This is a genomic window from Saccharopolyspora sp. NPDC003752, assembly GCF_053605825.1.
Window position 1 is genome coordinate 86,520 of sequence record NZ_JBSGJZ010000007.1, and the last position, 17,796, is coordinate 104,315.

8 protein-coding genes are annotated in these 17,796 nt (G+C 73.5%); 2 read left to right on the forward strand and 6 right to left on the reverse strand.

What is annotated here, in order from left to right; genetic code table 11:
- Positions 1-2 precede the first annotated feature (2 nt).
- The 6 genes from ACWEV3_RS11620 to ACWEV3_RS11645 are packed head-to-tail and all read right to left on the reverse strand — an operon-like array spanning position 3 to position 14,970.
- Positions 3-1,949: a hypothetical protein gene (locus tag ACWEV3_RS11620; RefSeq protein WP_452613791.1), complete on the reverse strand. Its 1,947-nt coding sequence runs from the start codon at positions 1,947-1,949 to the stop codon at positions 3-5.
- Entirely contained in the window at positions 1,946-4,123 is a 2,178-nt protein-coding gene (locus ACWEV3_RS11625; RefSeq protein WP_452613792.1) for a hypothetical protein, read from the reverse strand. Before ACWEV3_RS11625 ends, ACWEV3_RS11620 begins: the two co-directional genes overlap by 4 nt.
- Positions 4,120-7,242, reverse strand: a complete 3,123-nt coding sequence (locus ACWEV3_RS11630; RefSeq protein WP_452613793.1) for a tubulin-like doman-containing protein — start codon at positions 7,240-7,242, stop codon at positions 4,120-4,122. Before ACWEV3_RS11630 ends, ACWEV3_RS11625 begins: the two co-directional genes overlap by 4 nt.
- 15 nt (positions 7,243-7,257) lie before the next feature.
- Positions 7,258-9,510 carry a vWA domain-containing protein gene (locus ACWEV3_RS11635; RefSeq protein WP_452613794.1) on the reverse strand — a complete coding sequence of 751 codons (2,253 nt, stop codon included), beginning with the start codon at positions 9,508-9,510 and terminating at the stop codon, positions 7,258-7,260.
- Positions 9,503-12,214, reverse strand: a complete 2,712-nt coding sequence (locus tag ACWEV3_RS11640) for a CHAT domain-containing protein (protein ID WP_452613795.1) — start codon at positions 12,212-12,214, stop codon at positions 9,503-9,505. Before ACWEV3_RS11640 ends, ACWEV3_RS11635 begins: the two co-directional genes overlap by 8 nt.
- The gene (locus ACWEV3_RS11645; RefSeq protein ID WP_452613796.1) at positions 12,211-14,970 is read right to left on the reverse strand and encodes a hypothetical protein; all 2,760 of its coding nucleotides are present in this window, start codon (positions 14,968-14,970) and stop codon (positions 12,211-12,213) included. Before ACWEV3_RS11645 ends, ACWEV3_RS11640 begins: the two co-directional genes overlap by 4 nt.
- Before the next feature lie 304 nt (positions 14,971-15,274).
- Between ACWEV3_RS11645 and ACWEV3_RS11650 the strand changes: the two genes are divergently transcribed.
- A complete protein-coding gene (locus ACWEV3_RS11650) occupies positions 15,275-16,057 on the forward strand; it encodes a hypothetical protein (RefSeq protein ID WP_452613797.1) in 783 nt (260 codons plus the stop codon).
- Positions 16,054-17,787 (forward strand): hypothetical protein, encoded by a 1,734-nt coding sequence (locus ACWEV3_RS11655; RefSeq protein ID WP_452613798.1) that lies wholly within the window; start codon positions 16,054-16,056, stop codon positions 17,785-17,787. The genes ACWEV3_RS11650 and ACWEV3_RS11655 overlap by 4 nt, the downstream gene beginning before the upstream one ends.
- The last annotated feature ends 9 nt before the right edge of the window (positions 17,788-17,796 follow it).

The window sequence follows — 17,796 nt, forward strand, 5'->3', positions numbered from 1 at the left end:
GCTCAGGCCCCGACCCGGCCGGCCGGCTCGCCCCCGATCATCCCGGCCATCGCGAGGATGGCGACCAGCGGCTCCAGCACCCGGACCGGCTCGAACCCGCGCACGAACCGCTCCTCCGCCGGCGCGGCCTCGCTGCCGCTGGCCGACACGAAGTGCAGGGTGCACCGGTCGAAGACGCTGAACGGCGCGAGCGCGGCGTGGTCGCCGCGGCCGTGCAGGAACGCGAAGGCCGAGCTGCTCTCCACGTGCAGCAGCACCGGATCGACCGACGCGAGGGCGGCGTTGCGGTGCCGCAGCCAGTGGTCGATCGGCGGGAGGTAGCGCAGCCGGTCCGCCTTGGTCGCGACGATCGCCGCGGGCAGCCGCTCGAACTCCGGGATCGCCCGGAGCCGGGCCAGCGACATCTCGAACGCCTGGTTGCCGACGCGCTCGGGCGCGGGCTCCAGCCCGTGCACGAAGATCAGGGCGCCGGTGCCGATCAGGAACCGCGCGAGCCGGGAATCGCCGACCGCCTGCAGGTCCTCCCCCGCCACGTCGAAGAGCACCAGCGGCCGGCTGCCTCCCGGCCCGCTGATCAGCAGGATCTCCGCCGGATCGGTCAGGCCCTCCGGCGTGCCCGGCAGCCGCTCGCCGCGTTCGGCCGCCGCCAGGACCTGCTTCCGGTAGCGGTCGTGGCGGTGCAGGTCCAGCGCGGTCGCCGTCAGCCCGTAGGGCGTCAGGCCGCCGCGGTCGACCACCTCCCGCAGCATCGCGGCCAGCAGGTGCGTCTTCCCCGCCGACGGGCGGCCGATCAGCGCCACGACCAGCGGCGGACCGTGGTCGAAGTACGTCGCGGGCAGGAAGTGCTCGGCGACGTCGTCGGACGGGTTGGGGCAGCGGCGGTAGGCGCTGAGGCTGCGGAAGTGCCGCTTCTGCGGGTCGAGCGAGGACGAGTCGTCCTTGACGAACCCGCCGTCCTCGTGGCGCCACAGCTCGTCGTCGGGCAGCGGCGGCGGGTAGGAGTCGAGGCACACCGGGCAGCGGACGAGCACCGGCTGGTCGTCCACTTCGGACTTCGAGGCGCGCCGCCAGGGCAGCCAGGATCGCGCCGGGGCGTCCCGCTCCGCCTGCGCCGCGATCCGTTCCCGCTTGCGCCGCAACAGGTTCTTGTACGCCTCGACGCCCGGGACCAGGGCGCTGCCGGGCGCGAGGACCGGGACGTCCGTCGGCTCGCGGAGCCTGGTCAGCAGGTCCGCCGGCGTCGGGCGGAAGTCCGGCGGGTTGACGAAAACCCCGTCGAGCAGCGTGCTCAGCGCGCCGCCGTCCACGGAGAGGTCCGGGGCCCCGCGCCCGGTGTGCGGGTGCACGGTGCGCCAGAGGGCCAGGCCGGCGTCCCAGACGTCGTCGCGGACGTCGACGCGCCGGTCGTCGGCCGACCGGCGCTGTTCGCCGATCCCGGCGGCGTGCTCGAAGTCGACGAGTTGCACCGTCCTTGTCGCGGAATCCCACCGCAGCGCCCCGAGATCCACCCGCCCGTGGGCGATCCCGGCCACGGCGGCGAGGTGCAGCGCGCGCAGCAGGCCGACCTGCAGCCGGTAGCGGTGCTGCGCCGCGAGCTCGGGCAACAGCCCCTCGACGGGCTCGCCCCGGTAGGGCTCGACGAGGACGAACGGCTCGGCGCCGTCCACGTCGTAGTACCACAGCCTCGGCAGCTCGGGCGGGTAGCTGTCGCGCGGGAACGTCAGGGCGAAGCGGTGCAGCGCCCGGATCTCGCGGTCCAGCGGGCCGAGCAGGCCCGGATGGCCGGATTCGTTGCGGGGCAACCACTTCTGCAGCAGCTGCGGACCGTCTTCCACGGACACCACGCGGGTCGGCAGGCCGCCGCCGGAGACGCCGGCATCGCCGACGACCGTCAGCCGGAGGGTGCGCGGCGTGCCGTCGACTGCGCGGCACCTGACCTCCGTCGTCACTGGAACACCCCCTCGCGGAGCGGGACGAGCCGCAGGGTGCCCGCGATCTCGGCGTCCCCGGTCCACGTGATGGCAGGCCACGGATCTCCGTGCCTGCCAACGCGAACCGCCGCGGGCGCGAACCGCACGAGCTCCGCGCGATCGGCCAGCGCGCTGACCGCGCCGAGCTGCCGGGCGTGGCACAGCTGCGTCATCTCGGCGTCGACGTCGCAGCGGAGCGCCTCGCCGACCGGCGAGCCGTCCCACAGCCGGGCGGCGAGTTCCGCGCGATGGGCGCGTTCGCGGGCGAAGGGCGGCGGCACGAGCAACCCGTACCGCCCCAGGTGCTCGCGGTAGGCGTCGAGCAGCCGCTCGGCCTCCCGCGCGTGTTCCTCGCGCGCCGCGGGCCGATCGGCCTCGATCCCGGCCCAGCACGGGCGGAGCGCGGCGATCGTCAGGTCGACCAGGTCGGTGACGACGACCTCGCACGCCTCCTGGTGGATGTCGCGGTCCGGCGGGCGGTCCGAGCCGTTCTCGCCGGGCTTCCCGGGCGGACCGAGCAGGTCGGCCGCGCGCTCGGCGAGCGCGTCCCGGACCGCGGTCAGGCCGATCGAGACCTGGCGCAGCCCTTCGGCGAACAGCACGCGCCGCGCCGAGGGCCGCCACTCGGCCCGGATCACGCCGTCCACCAGCTGCGCGGCCCGGGCCAGCCGGTCCCGGACGCCGTCGAAGTCGAGCTCGCGCCGCCACTGCCGCACCGATCGCCGCCAGCCGACCCCCATCGTCCAGGCCGACAGCAGCACCGAGAGCACTGCCGCGACCAGACCGAAGACGTCCGGAATTCCCGTGCCCGCGACGAGGAAGACCACCAGCCAGCCGCCGAGCACCGGCAACCCCCAGAACAACGCGGCGGGCGGCGCGGCTTCGGCGAAGCCCTGCTCGCCGGTGGCGGTCGGTTGCCGCGCCTGCAGCAGCAGACCGGCGGCGAACCAGGCCAGGGCCAGCAGCGGGACGAAGAACGCGGCGACGACGCCCAGCGCGGAGGTGCCCAGCGCCGCCAGGCCACCGGCCACCGCGGCCAGCGGCACCGCCAGCGAAAGCGACGGCCACGTCGCGAGCCGCGGCGCGGGACCGGCGAGCGGCGCGAGGTCCGCCAGTTCGGCGATGGCCGCCGCGCAACCCTGCGGTTCCTGGCCGACCCGCCCGGCGTCGAGGTCCGGCAGCAGGCACGCCACCGACCGGTACCGCCCGAGCCATTCCTCGACGAGCCGCCGCGTGCGGTCGCGGATGTCGCGCGGTCGCGCCGGAGCCGGTCCGCGCACCCCGAGCCGCGTGACGACGTCCCGGTCGACGCGTTGTCCCCGCAGGTTCTCGTCGATGCGCTGCAGCTGCTGGGTCGCCTTGTCGTGGAAGTCCTGCACCTCCGCCCGCGCCTCGGCGAGGGCCGGCCCGACGACCGGTCTCGGGCGCCGCTTCGGAAACGGGGCGAGGAAGTGGTCGACGCGGGTCAGCGCGTGGTCGGCCGCGTTGAGTGCCGTGACCGCTCGGGCGTGCGCACCGGCCAGCTCGGCAGTGGGAACCAAGACGTCCTCGGCGGCATCGACCTCGATGGTTTCCCGCACCGCGGCGCGGAATTCGTCGCGCGGCAGCTCCCGGGAACCGACCCGGCCCGCGTCCGGATCGGTGAACCAGGCGATGGCCTCCTCCTGCGCCCGGCGCAGCTCGGCGTCGTGCAGGCTGGTCCGCTCCAGGGCCATGCCCGCGCTGGCCGTGCTGTAGGGCAGGGCGCTGACGGCCTTCACGACGGCGGCGAAGACCGCCGGGTCGGTGAGGGCGTCGATCAGCTGCCCCAGGCCGGAATGCTCGGTTCGGGCGACCGCGCGCACGAGCGGATCCGCCGGTCGCCACCGGATCCCCTCGGAGTGGCCGATCCAGACGGTCGCCGCGCGCTCGACGGGAGCCAGCGACGGCGCGGTCCGGATGCGCACCGCACCGTCGGAGTTCCCGCCGTCGACGGCGACGCAGAGCACGCCCGAAACCGCCGGATTCCCGAGCAACGCCTGGTAGAAGTCGTCGTGGTCGGCGGCGTTCTCCGCGTCGTCGAGCACCAGCACCGCGCCTTCGGCCTGCTCCGCGTCGCACTCGCCGTCGCGCAGGTCGACGACGAGGACGGGGTCGTCGCGGCGGGCGCTCACCGGTCGCCCGCCGGGGACTGGTAGTCGAAGTACTCGGTCATGTCCCGCAGGTTCGCGAACGGCGCCTGCACACCGCGGAACGGCAGTTCCACCGCGGCGGGCAGGGTCCGCGTCCAGAACTCCTCGATCAGGTCGAGCTGCTCGCCCGCGCCGATGCCGGGCCGGTTGCGGATCTCGTCGAGCAGCTGCGCCTCCTTCTCCGGAAGTTGCTGGAACGCGGCGAAAAGCGGCGACGGCGGCGCGGGGTCGCGGTCCACGTTGCGCGGCTTGGTCGCCATGAGCTCCGCGGCGAGGGCGCGGCTGTTGTCGCTGCCGTTGCCGAGCACCCACTCCTCGTAGGCCTGCAGCAGACTCCCCCACGACGAGAGTTCCCGGAACGGCGTCAGCTCCAGGGTCAGCGGCGTGGCATCGGTGTGCCCGGTGTGGATCCGGATCCGCTGCGGGCTGCGGTCCCGACCGGGCGGGTCCACCTCGACGTCGCCGTTCCACATCGCGTTGAGGAGGCTCTGCAGGATCAGCGCGCGGTCGGTCCGGGTGGAGACCAGATAGCCCGGGGTCCTGCCGAGCCGCTGCCGCCAGGACAACCGGTCGTCGGCCCGCTCGTAGCGCCGGGCCTCGGCCGCCAGCTGGACCGCCTCGCGCACCTCGGGCACCTCGGTGATGCCCATGCAGCTGCGGAAGAAGAAGACGACCAGCGAATCGGACTCGTTCGGCCGGAACTCGATCAACGGCGCGTACTCGGACGGCAGCAGGTCGCTTCGCAGGAACGTCTCCACGTCGCTGTCGGGAGCGCTGCCGGGGTAGGAGATGAGCACCTTCAGCTTGCCCTCCCCCGCGGGCTCGTACCCCTTGGGAACCAGCCCGGCGAGCTGCTTGCGGAAGTGCGCGACGGCGTCGTCGTCGATGGTCCGGTCGGCGCGGCCGACCGACGCCATCAGCAGGTCCCGGATCGACGGGACGAGAGCCCGCTCGCCACCGCCGGGCCGGAAGCACTCCGAGACCGCGCCGCGAATCCGTTGCCGTACCAGGTGAACCGCCGCGTCGGGCCGCTCCCGGCCGACGCGGAAGGCGGCGGACCAACCGTCCTCGCCGAGGATCAGCGCGACGATGTCGGCCGCCGTGGGGTTCGCGCCGAGCCGGTCGCGGAAGCGGTCGATCAGGGCGGCGCGAACCCGGCCGTAGAAGCCCTCCAGCCCGCCTTTGCCCGGTGGCTTCAGGTAGGACACCCCGAGCCGGGGCGCGTCGAGGTGCGCGGCGCGCTCGGAGAACTGCCGGCCGTCGGCGGCTATGTGATCCGCGAACTCCTCGGTGATGGCCGCGAGCTGATCGCAGAACGAGCGCCAGCGCGGCTCCCAGACCCGCTCGTTCTTGCGCCACGCATCGTGCCACTGCTGCCGGACCCGCCACCGGTACCAGGCGTCCTGGTCCTCGACCGCCTCCTGGACTGCCGGATCCGTCCAGCGCAGCCGCCGCAGGGCACGCCGCCGCTGGACGCTCTCGGGCTGCGGCGGGTGCAGCCCGAACTCGCCCGGCGAACGCCGGGACTCCTTGCGGTCGTTGAGGACCTTCTCGAAGCCGCCCCGGTCGAGCTTCTCGGGGTAGCCCGGGTCGCCTCGCACGACGCGCCGCAGCCGGAACGGGTCGACCGCGCGCGACAGCTCCTCCGCGGCCTTGATCGGGTCGAAGTCCCGGGCCACCCGGCCGAGGTGCGGGCCGAGCAGGCGCTCGTTTCGCTCCAGGCTCTCCTGCATGGTCCGCGCCCGGGCGTTCAGCGCCTGGATGATCGAGTCGTAGCCGACCGGGACGTCCTCCACGTCGGCGAAGGGCTCCAGCGGCGCGCAGGCCAGGAAGCCCTCCAGCCCCGAGGAGACGTCGAAGCGCTCGATGAGGTCGCGGTTCTGCACCCCGGCCCCGGTGGGCGGCTGCCGCATGTCCCGCACCGCCTCGGCGAGGAGCCGGGAGCTGACCACGTCGGCCAGCACCGCGATCGGAATGCTCAGCGAGGCGACCGCGGACGTCGACACACCACGCCGTCCGATGCCGGTCTCGGCCAACGCCGAGCGGCCGACCGTGTCGTTGATGAAATGCGCGGCGAAGGACTGCTCCCCCTCGGAGCCGGCGCCGATCAGGGTGGTGACCAGCGAAACCATCGAGCGGACCAGGTCCTCGCCGCCCACCCCGTTCTTGGGGCTGCCGAACAGGAACGCGGTCTGCACGGTGGCGGGCTGCAGGCTGACCGGGCGCGGCTCGCCCGGGAACCAGACCGACAGCGGGCCCCGGTCCTGGGCACCGCCGACCTCGTCGCCGGCGTCCTGCGCGTTCTGGTCGTCGATCAGCCGGAACAGGTCGACGAGCGCGGTGGCGGAGTTGAGCACGGCGGCCCGGCCGCCGCCCATTCCCTCCTTGAACGCGGACGGCAAGAGCACCAACGGGTAGATGTTGGCCTTGATGCCCGCCTGCCGCAGGTGCTCGCCGATCAGGTGCAGGTAGTCGTAGAAGATGCCGCTGCCGGTGCCGCCTGCCACCGAGAAGGCGACGAACACGTCGACGGTGCTGCCCAGCTTCCCGCCCAGCTCGTACAGCGCCGCGCCGGAGGCGCTGATCCGCTGCATCGCCGCGGTCACGCCGTGCAGCACGGCGGCGGGCCCGTTGCCCTGGCGCATCGTCTCGAACAACACGGCCCGGCCGACCGTCGGCAGCTGGCCGGCGCCCGCGCTCAGCGGCGCCACCCGGGGGTCGGTGTCCGGCCCGGGCAGCCAGTCGATCTGCCCGTCCAGGGTGATCCGCATGGCCTGGGCGAGTTGCGCGCTGTTGTGGTGGTTCGGCGGCACGAGGTTCGCGATGAGGTGCGTGGTGTGCTGCGCGGCGGCGTGGTGGTCGGAGCTGGGCACCACGTTCGGCAGCACCTTGCTCAGCTCGTCGATGCTGAGGTCCGCGTAGGCGAACTGGAGGCAGGACGGCAGCTGGTAGGGCAGGTAGTCGTGCCCGCGCATGCGCGCGACGAGCTCGGTGCCGTCGGGGCCGCAGAGCGACTCGCGAAGCACCCGCTCCAGCTCGCGGCCGACGCGGCATCCGGTGCCTCCGAGGCCGAGGAACAGCATCGGCTGGTGGATCTTCATGGTGAGGTCCTCACTTCAGAGGTCGTATGGGTCGTAGGACCGCTTCGGTCTCGCCGGAGTTCCACTGCGGACCGGCTCGCCCCGGGCAGGTTTCGCCTTGCGGCGCCGGGCAGGCCGGTCGTGGACGACCAGTTCCACGCCGTCGGCCAGTTCGAGCGAACCGCCCGGGGAGAGGCCGAGCGGTTGCCCCGCCGGGCCGGTCAGCACCGGCCCGCCCGCGGCCCGCCGCACCCGGTAGCGGTCCCCGCCGGAACCGCCGGTGATGCGGGTGTCGGCGGCGCTTTCGCCGCGGTGGACGCCGAAGCGGAACTCCGCCCCGTGCTGGTGCGCCTTGACCGAGTTGCCGGTGGGCTGCCCGTGGCGGCGCAGCTCGACCCGGATGCCGCGGACGTCGCGCTCGGCGTTGCGCCGCCGCCTCCGCAGCAGGGCTGCCCCGACCGCCGCGACGACCGCGGCGAGGAGCAGGATCCAAAGCCACCAAAGGGTTTCCACGAGCGTCGGCGGTGCCACCACGTCGCGCTCGAACACCGGCTCGCGCAGCACCTCGCCGGTGGCCTCGTCCACCAGCCGGATGCGGCCCTGGTTCGAGCCCAGCGCCGTCGCCGGGTCGAAGGTGAGGGTGAAGCCCAGCCGCTGCGAACCCGCCGCCGGCGGCACCACCAGCGTCTCCGGCGAGGCCCGCACCAGCGCGCCCTGGCTGAGGTCGGTCACCTCGAACCGGAGCGTCCGGGGCTGACCGGTCGCGTTGTTGACGTCGACGCTGCCGTTCAGCGAGGTTCCGGCGACGACTTCGCCGCCCGCACCATCGAGGTTCAGCACGGTCCGCACTCCTCCCGATCCGGACGAGACCCGGGTGGGCATGATCTGGTGGTCACCGCTCACGCCGACCCCGGTGATGCCGGCGGCGAAGTCGAGCCGGCCCGTCGCGGTCGCGGGCACGACGAGCCGGCCCCGGTACTCGCCGTCACCGTCCTCATCGGACAGTTCGACCGGCGGGAGCGGCGCGAACCCGTCACCGCTGAGTCCGGCGGTCAACGTCAGGCCCGTCAGCTGCGCCGGGTCCTTGATCGCGGTCCTGGCACCGCGCACCTGCATGAAGAACTCCACCGCCGCCCCCGGGGCGGGGTTCTGCGGCGTGAAGTACGGCATCGCGCGGACCGCGCCCTGGAACACCGTCGTGGCGCCGACTTCCTGCGGCGGCACGCCCGGCGCCGAGGTCAGCCGCACGGTCCAGCGGCCCGGGACCGGGTTGCGGATCCGCAACGCCTCGGCCTCGGTCTCCTGGCCGCTCAGCTCGAAGTAGGAGCCGCCGGGATCCCCGGCCGCCAGTTCGACCCTTTCGCCGTTCGGGTCGAGGTAGTCGACCCGGACTCGCCGGTCGCGCTTGAACACCAGGATGGTGCCTTCGCTGGCGATCGCCGGGACCTCCACCGGCAGATCCACGGTCCCGCCGGAAGGCAGCCGCCCGGGCACCGGCTCCCCGACGCTCGTGCAGCGAGCAGCGCTGGACGCCCGCCCGATGGCGCCCCACAGGTCCGCGGATTGCTTGATCACCGCCGCGTGCGGCTTCTCGGTGCGCAGCCCGCAGCTGTGCTCCGCGGCCCCGGTCGCGAACTGGTCGAGCTGCGCGGGGTCGGCCTGGCCGAACCCCAGCGGCCACACGCTGACCCCGGCCTGCTTCAGCGAGTCCAGCACGCCGCGCAGCCGGAACCGCGCCTCGGCGTTGCGCTCGTCGGAGGTGGTGCCGTAGCCGGGGCTGTCGCTCACGTCCAGCACGCCGTCGGTCAACAGGTAAACGATCTTGGGCTGGTCTTCCCCGCCCGGCGCGCTGAGGGTGCTCAACGCCTGTCGCAGGGCCTCGACGTGGTCGGTGCCGTTGCCCTCCGCCGGGGTGCGCCGGTGGATCCCGCCGACGCATTCGGCGAGGGACTGCCGGTTCTGCGGCGAATCCGTCTTCGTCGGCGCGCAGATCGGGTCGACCGCCGACCGGCCGGGCTCGTTCGCGCTGCCGAACCCGAACACCGACACGGTGGAGTCCCGGGCGGGCTCGCCCTGGACGATCACGCGCGCCGCATCGCGCTCGGCCGCGACGTCGCGCTCCTCCAGGCTCCCGGACTGGTCGACCAGCAGCACGATCTGCACCGGCTTCAGCGCGGGCGGCGCCTCCTGCGCCGACGCGGGCGGCATCGCGGTCAGCGGCATCGCGCCGGCCAGCAGCGCCGCTGCCCAGGCGATCCACCGCCCGGTTGCCGATCGCAATTCAGGCATCCTTTCTCCCGAGGTGTCGAAGGACCGCGTCCCACCAGCGGGAAAGCGGCTCGTGCCAAACCTTCTGCGGGCCGACATCGCCGTAGAGCGTCCACACCGCCCAGCGCGCCGGATGCCCGCCCGGGCCCGCGTGGTGCCGCGCGTGTTCCTCGCGCAGCGCAAGGAAAAGCGCCATGTCGCGCGGGTGGCGGCGCAGCTTCTTCTCGAAGCTGTTCAGCACCCGGGCGGCGACGTCGTCGAGCGCGTCCCAGCGCGCCGCCACCACAGAGGACGCTCCGGCCAGGAACGCAGCGCGGACGAAACCGGTGCGTTCGTCGCGGCCGATGCGCTCGGCCATCCCGGACTCGCACGCGCCCAGCATCAGCGTGCCGGTGCCGACCAGGTTCATGGCCTGGAACTCACGGGCGCTCAGCTGCCCGGATTCGCCCTCGGGCGCCAGGAGGAGGATCGAATCAGGGGCGGAATCCGGCTGGAACAGGCCGTGACCGTCGATGCGGACCTGGCGGTACCCGCCGGGGGCCAGCGCCTCGCGCAGGGCCGCAGGGGTCGCCGCGGCCCGGTCCAGCACCTTGCGGCCGGGTACCTCCTCGGCCGGTTCGAGCGCCTGCTCGTCGACGGTGCCGGGGTCTGCCGCATTCGGTTGCACCAGAAGCATCTGGCGGCCTCGCGTGCCCCGCTGGCCGTGAGCACGCCGACGCAGCGGCCGCCTGATGGACAGGCACGGAAGGTCGGACAACGCGTACTCGGCGCCGAGCAGCTTCCCGGGTTCCCCGGGGCAGGGCAGCAGCGCGAACGGGACCTCCGCTAGATCACCTCCGGCGACCACCGCGATCCGCTCGACGTGCTCGGGCAGCTTCCCGAGCCGGCCGATCCCGAGCAGCCCCTCGACCGCGTTCAACTTCTGACCGAGAAAGGACGTCTCGGCCCTCCCTCGCTTGCGCAGCCGCCCTTCGAGCCGGACGCCGTCGCGCCAGCAGTCCTTCAGCGCGTCGATCGCGTTCGAGAGGCCGATCTTGGTCCTGCCGGGTTCTCCCGAGACCAACGTGTGCCGCACGTGCAACCGGAACAGTCCGCGGCGCCAGATGAACGCGTGGTGGACCCCGTCCGGGGTGGCGTGCAGCATCCAGATCAGCTGCTTGCGGGGAAGCCCGCGCACCGCCCGGCGGATCCAGCGCCACGCCCCGGCCAGGTCGCCGGTGCCGGGCAGGTCGCGCACCGGAGGCTCCTCGCCGGGCAGGATCCGGGGCAGGATCGCCGAGCCCCTGGCGGCTTCCATCGCAATGACCGCCGCGGCCACCGCGTGCTCCTCGCCGCGCTCGATCGCGCGGTCCGCCGCCTCGACCCGCTTGTCGAACTCCGTCGGGTTCGCCAGCAGCATCCGGATCCGGTTCTCGTCGTCCTCCTGCTTCGCCGCCAGCCCCTCCTCCAGCCCGTGCGCCTCGGCCCAGGCCGCCGCCGACCTCGCCAGGTGCTGCTCCCGGTGGGCGGCGTCCAGCTCGCGGAGCAGGTCGTGGGCGTCGCCGGTGCGCCGCAGCGCGCTGATCCGGTCGACCACCGGCGCATCCCGCGTCTCGGCGCTCTCCCGGAAGTGGCGGGCCGCCTGCGCGGCGGTGGTCGCATCGTGGTCGAGCTTGGCGGCCGCGAAGGCGATTTCGCCCGCGGCGAGGTGCCATTCGGCGACGTGCCACCCGGCGGGCTCGGGCGGCGCCTGCTCGGCGAGCAACAACTGCTCCGCCTCGTCCAGCCGCTGCTTGGCCTCGACGTGCCGTTCGGCTTCGGCGAGCCGCCAGGCTGTTTCGGCATAAGCTCGGGCAGCTTGCAGCAGGTGCCCGCCCATCCCGATCACGCTGTAGCCATCGGCATTCGGATCGAGCCGTTGCGCGGCGCTCCGGTTCTCCACCGGCCGCACGGATTGATCGGCCGCCGCGTAGAGCTCGCGCATCAGCCCGTCGTCCACGGGAGCGTGCAGCAGGCGCAGCAGTCGGATCTTCGCGAAGAGGAAGGGAAAACGCATCGCCGGATCCGGCAGGTCGTCGAGCGCGGGTGCCAGCTCGGCGAGCGCCTTCTCGTACCACCCGCCCATTCGCAGCGCTTCCGAGCGAACCATCCTGGCCTGCGGCGAATCGTCGTCGCCGCGCACGGGCTCCGGCGCGGCGCCGCGTTGCAGTTCGACCGCCCTGATGTCGAGCTCCACTGCGGCAACGGCTGCTTCGTCGCCCAGTTCCGCGAACGCCGCGCGAGCCTCCCCGAGGTGGTCCAGCGCTCTGCCGATGTCCCGTCGCTGCGCGGCGGCAAGGCCCCGGAGCCGGTGCAGCTGGGCTTCGTCCGCGCCGCGCATCGGGTGCTCGGCCGCGATCCGCTCGATCTCGTCGACCTCGGCGCCGATCCACGAGTCGTCGCCCAGCACCAGTCGCGTCTCGGCGCACAGCAGCCGGAGTTGGAGGTTTTCCCAATCCCTGCCCAGGTGTTCCTCGCAGCGCTCCAACGCGGTCGCGCTGTCGCCGAGGATGCGCAGCCGGCTCACGTGCTGCATGGCGAGCGTGGTCATCAACTCCGCCGACTCCTCGGCGGCGAGCCGGACCGCCTCCCGGTACGCCAGGTCCATCGCTCGCGCATCGCGCCTCGCGAACGCCTTCCGCGCCGCTTCGATCTCCCGGGCCAACGGCGTCCCGTGGCCCACTGCGTACTTCTCCGGCCAGGTCATGAGGCGCATTCCTCCGCGAGCTTCGGCGGAATCCCGTCGTCCTGACGGCACTGCGTGACGAGCACGACCTGGAAGGAGGGCCTGATGAAGACCGGGGACCGACCGAACGGCCCGGATCCCCAGTCCCCGCCGGCCCCGGGCGGCAGGCCGAACACGATGTCCTGATCGGGGTCGGGCGCAGCGCTGACGGAGCCCATGCCGAGCAACGACCAGGCCCGCTCGTCCTCGGGGACCGGAACCAAGCCGGCTCGCACGGCGGCGTCCGCCTGCGCGAAGGGCACCGCGATCGGCTGCGCGATCTGAACGCTCACCAGATCATCGGGCTCGATCGCCCGGATCTGGTGCGTCGGCCGGTCGGTCGCGGCGTACACGGTAGCGGTGTCGGGCACCTGCCGCTGCAGCTCGCCGTAGGTCATGACGAACGGATCCGGCACGGCCGCCAGCCGCGGCAGGTCGACGCCGGAGAGCTGCGCGGGCCGGTCGACGCCGAGGTAGGTGTGGCCGGGCAACTCCACGACGAGACCCGACGGCGGCGGCTCGGTGGTCTTGGTGACCCAGCCCTCGTTGAAGCGGAACCCGGTCCCGCCCGGCGCGGGGTACCTGAAGAGGAAGCCCGGCGAGTTCTCCAGCCCGTGTTCCGGGGCCTCGCGGTCGCGCTTGACCAGCTCCCGGAAACGGCCGAGCATGCCGAGGTTCACGGAGACGTCGGTCTGCCGCACCCGGCCGGCCTCCGGATGCAGCACGGCCACCGACGCGACCGGCTGTCCCTGCACGTCGACCGCGGTGGAGGTGCCGTGGTCGTCGGACCGGTACCGGGCCTCGAAAGTGCGCGGGCCGTCCTCGCCCCGGAGCCGCGCCTCGCCGAACGGGATCTCCCGGCGCGGCGGGCCTTCGGTCGCCACCGAGGCGCCGTCCGGACCGCGCCGGACGACCCGCGTCAGCCCTTCCGGGGACCCTTCGTCGCCGAGCTGCTTGATCCGCGCCGTCCCGGTGCCCGGGTCGATGGTCGTGGCGGCCGGGTCGATCGGCTCGGCCCGCCGCAACCCCGGCGGCAGCGGGTTCTCGGCCGGCATCCCGCGCCGCTTCAGGGCTCCGCCGAGCGAGACCCCACCGTACACATTGGACAATCCGCAGTCGGTGAACGCGGCCGACGGAACGGTCAGCACGGACTCCGGCCGTCCGGGCAGCGACACGGAAGCAGGCCGGGCGCGCTCGCGCAGTTCGCCGTTCTGCTCGTGCCAGTCCGCGAACCGCAGGCCGGAGCGGATCTCCTCGTCCGGAAGCACCGGCAAGCCGCGCCCGCTCTCGGAAAGCCAGTCGAGCGCCCCCGACCAGCGCATCAGCTCTTCGAGCCGCCAGAACTCGGGCTCGTAGTCGGCGATCTCCGCGTAGTGCCGATCCCACCAGGCCGAGGCCCGGCCCATGCGGTAGGTGGGTTCGGCCTCCCGCCCGTCCGGCCCGTTCGACCGCACGAACAGCCGGGTCGCCTGGGCGCCGACGTCGACGGCCTCGGTCCGGTAGCCGAACGCGCCGTCGGCCTGCCCCAGCCACAACCGAGCGGATTCCCGCGGCGGCGAACGCTCCCCCGCCGGCGGGCAAAGCCCGGGCGGGGTAGGCACTTGCGGGTTCGGGACGAACCCGGGAACCGCCCCGGAGGGCACCCCGGTGCCCACGCCGGCCACCCAGTCCTTCATCACCAGGTCGGAGTAGAAGGCCGTCATGCCGACCTCGGTGCCGGCGATTCCCCCGTCGTAGCGGGCCTCGTTGACGGCCGGGATCCCGCGCAGCACCTCGTACAGCGCCCAAAGCTGGGTCCGGTCCGCGGGCAGGCCCCGCGCGCGCAGCTCATCGGCGGACGGACCGCCGCCGAACAGGTGCTCTTCGGCAAGCCGGGCGAGCTCGGGATCCAGGTTCCCCCCGGCGACCTGACCGACCAGCCCGGGCGCCAGCTCGGGAATCGCGGCGCGGATCTCGTCGACGCCCGAGATATCCTTGGGATCCAAGGAGAATCCCGGCCCCGCTCCGTTCTCCGGCCGATAGCCGCGCTGGAGCACGGAGACGTCCTCCGGGCTGACAGCGCCATCGGGCAGGTCCGGCCAGTCCCAGCCGGCCGCCCAGACCTGCCCGCCCCGCACCTCCAGCCGCGAGAGGTGGTTGGTGCCGGCCAGGAAGTCCTCCAGACCCGCCTGCTGGTCGACCGGCGCCTCGCGGTACCCGTTGGCCGCGCGGAACTCCCCGGTGGGGATCTTGGCCTGGGCGCGCAGCTCGACTTTTTGGTTCTCCGGGCGAATCCGGTACTCGTGCACCTGCACGTCGACCGGATCGGAACCCGCGTCGACGCGGTGCTGGTCGAGGAGGCGGCCCAGGGTCCGGGCCGAGTGCGGATCGTCCGCCGGGGCGAGCAGGTGCAGCGTCCGGCCGTCGAACAGCGAGCGGCCGGGGCCCACGGGCTGCTCGACGAGCCCGTCGAACAACGGATCCCGCAGCGGCGTCGTGTCGTGCATGGCATCGACGATGCGGTCCTGGTCCATGCCCAGCGACGACGCCAGCGCGAGCCTGGCCCAGTCGCGGATCTGCTCCTCGGCCTCGGCCGGGCCGAGCCCGGCCAGCCAGGGCGCGGCCTTCGAGTACGAGACGAGGTGGACGTCCTCCACAACTGATCCCGCCGAGGAGCAGGCGTCGGCCACCAGCAGCGTGAGCGCCATCAGCCACCCGGTGGCGGCGGTGCGCCACCGTCGGCGGGTCGGTTCGGTCATGGCTGCCTTCCGTGATCCGCGGTCCGCAACGGCCTGTGATCGTGCACTGACGGACGGGGAGGGGTCCCCGGCGTCACGTCGCAAGATGGACTCCGTTCGGGGGCGCGTCCGCCGCGGTCGAAGGCGCCGCCCGCTCCGGTCGTCCGTCAGGGGTTGTCGTCAGAGCCACCACGCATGGCGTCGCTCCTTTCCGGTCCGGTCCGGCACGGTCCGCGGGGCGGCCGGGTTCGGCCTTCCCGGGCCGGACGACCGGATGGCGAACCGTCGCGGCGCGGCGGACACACGGCGAGCACGGAGGAAGCTCATGAGCGTCGTCACCTGGGACGGTCACCTGCGTATCGACCACGTCCCGGAGCGCGGCACGGTCGCCGTGACGCTGCTGACCACCGAGCCCGCCTCGGAGGTGGAATTGCGCAGCGGACTCGTCGCCGGGTTCGCGACCTCCGACCCGGAAGGGCCGCCGACGTTCGTCTCGGTCGCGTTGCGGGATGACGGAATTCCGGACGACGTGGCGGAATTGCTGGGGCCGCGCGTGTCGGCGGCGGTCGCCGACGCGGTCGCCACGGGCGGTCGCGGCGGCTGGCTCGAACTCGACCTCGGCGAGGTGGACGGCCTCGCCGAGTCCTGGGCGCCGTACCGGGCGGCGGCGCTGAGCTCGGCGATCCCGGCGCCCCGGGGCACGTTGGGCGCCTGGGCGGGCGAGCTGTGGACGCGGCTCGACCTGGCGGGCTGGGCCGACGCCCTGCGGGGCCCGGAACTGCAGTTCAGATCCGGGAGAACCGGCGGCGAACGCGAGCCGGTCCAGGCGACCTGGCGGTTGCCCGACGAGCTCGCCGCCGCCGTCGGGGTGGATCCCGAGGTCACGTGGGAGATTCGACCGCGCGCTGGGGGTGCGATCGAAATCGACCTGGGCGTTCGTCCCACCGGAGGCGGGGCGAACGCCGTGCTCCAGGCGAGCCTGGACGACGGCTCGCAGCAGTGGCAGACGTTCGAGCCGGATCCGTCCGGCGTCCTGCGCGCCCGGCTCGTCGTGCCCGGCGATCCGGTGGGCGTGCGGTTCCGCTCCGAGAGCCGGAGGTCGGCATGATTTCCCGCGACGAGCTGGTGGCGGCCGCCATCGAGGTGCTCAGCACGATCTACGCGAGCGACCTGCACACCCTGGCCGACAAGTTCGGTTCGCAGTCGGCGCTGCTCGACGCGGCCGTCGACCGGGCCTGGAAAGTGGCCGGGAAGCTGGAGAAGACCGCTGCTCCGGTCGGCTCGGGCGAGTGCGGTGTGCTCGTCGCGTCGTGCCTGACGTGGGGCCGCTGGCATTCCGGCGTGCACGGCAGCACCGGCAACGCGGTGGCGAAGTTCCGCCGCTACCGCAGGTTTCCCGTTCTGCCGTACGACATCCTGGTCCGGGTGGGCCGGGCCGACTCCGACGACGACCGCACCGTCGCACTGCTGGCCCGCACCGTGCGCGTCCGGCGGCTGATGGCCGACGTCCGCCCGGTCGGCGAACCGGAGCTGCTGCTCAACGTGGTCGTGCCGGCGATCGTCGAGGCCCTCGTGGAAATCCCCGGGCAGCAAGAGGTTCCCGACTCCGACGCGGCGGGCGTCGTCCTCGACGTGCTGGAGCACGGGGCCCGGCTCAAGGCCGAGTACCGGGCGGCGGGGCTACCGACTCCGAGCGCGGGAAACACGCTCCCGGTCAACGGCAACGCCGATTTCCTGATCCTCCTCGCCGCCTACCGGGTCGCCATCGCGGCGCGCCGGGGCCTGTCCGGCGCCGACCCGCTCGGCGAGTTGGCGAAAGCGGTGCCCGAGCTGGCGGGCATCCTGAACAAGGCGATGACGCGGCCCGCGGGTTCCGCGACGCGACGCGGGCCCGACGAAGCCGATGCGATGGTGGCGATCGACCAGTTCGCGGTGCACCTCGGCAGCGCCGGACCCGGCGGCCGCGCGGCGGTCAAGCGCGTCGGCGCCGTGCACCGCGTGCTGAACCACCGGCTCCACCTCGACGAGAACTCCGACCAGGTGCCGGTCGACGACCTCGACCAGCGGCCGTCGCCAGGCGGGCGGGATCACGGCGACCGGCTCTCGGACGTCGAGCAGCTGGCCGCGTGGTTCATCGCGAACCTGTTCGCGGGCGCGGAACCCGCCGCCCGGGACCCGCTGCTGGCGTGGCTGCGCAGCAAGCACGGCGAATACCCGAAGACCGGGAGCCTGCCGGTGCTGGTGCGCAGGCTGCGAGTCGCGACCGACCGGCTCACCCGCATCGCGCAGGAGGGACCCGAGCTCGCGACCGCGAGACCGCCCTGGCCGCAGGGGATCACCCCAGGACAGTTCAAGGACCTGACCGCGGAACTGGCCGCGGCCGCCGACCCGTCCGCCGTCGACGGCTGCACCCCGCCCGGCGTCCACCGGTTCGCGCTGGCCGCCTTCCCTCCACTGTGGGCGGACCGGCCGCCCGTCGTCAAAGCGCTCACCGGCAAGCTGGCGGCGGAGCTGACCCCGGGCGACAAGGCGGAGAGCACCGCCAAGGCCCGTGCCAAGGCCGCGATCATCGTCGGGCACGGGGCGCGGGCCCCGATGCAGTTCGTGGAGCGATCCACGCGGCCCCAGGACGAACCGTGCTGCCCGGGCACCGGCCGAGCGGGCTCGCCCAGAGAACCCGTTGCGGCGGACGAGGTCTGCCCGCACCGGCCGTGGGGCGAGACCGGTCTGGTGGAGAACTACCGCTCGCTCGGCGCGGCTGCGGACATCGCGCCGGACGCGGCACGGCGGCAGCTGGAGCGCTACCAAGGCCCCTGGCCCGAACTACTGCTCCGGTAATCGCCTGCC

What these genes read in the sequence shown, in the direction of transcription:
- ACWEV3_RS11630 (WP_452613793.1), bottom strand. Translation starts at nt 7,242, where the DNA reads ATGAAGATCCACCAGCCGATGCTGTTCCTCGGCCTCGGAGGCACCGGA.
- ACWEV3_RS11635 (WP_452613794.1), bottom strand. Translation starts at nt 9,510, where the DNA reads ATGCCTGAATTGCGATCGGCAACCGGGCGGTGGATCGCCTGGGCAGCG.
- ACWEV3_RS11640 (WP_452613795.1), bottom strand. Translation starts at nt 12,214, where the DNA reads ATGACCTGGCCGGAGAAGTACGCAGTGGGCCACGGGACGCCGTTGGCC.
- ACWEV3_RS11645 (WP_452613796.1), bottom strand. Translation starts at nt 14,970, where the DNA reads ATGACCGAACCGACCCGCCGACGGTGGCGCACCGCCGCCACCGGGTGG.
- ACWEV3_RS11650 (WP_452613797.1), top strand. Translation starts at nt 15,275, where the DNA reads ATGAGCGTCGTCACCTGGGACGGTCACCTGCGTATCGACCACGTCCCG.
- ACWEV3_RS11655 (WP_452613798.1), top strand. Translation starts at nt 16,054, where the DNA reads ATGATTTCCCGCGACGAGCTGGTGGCGGCCGCCATCGAGGTGCTCAGC.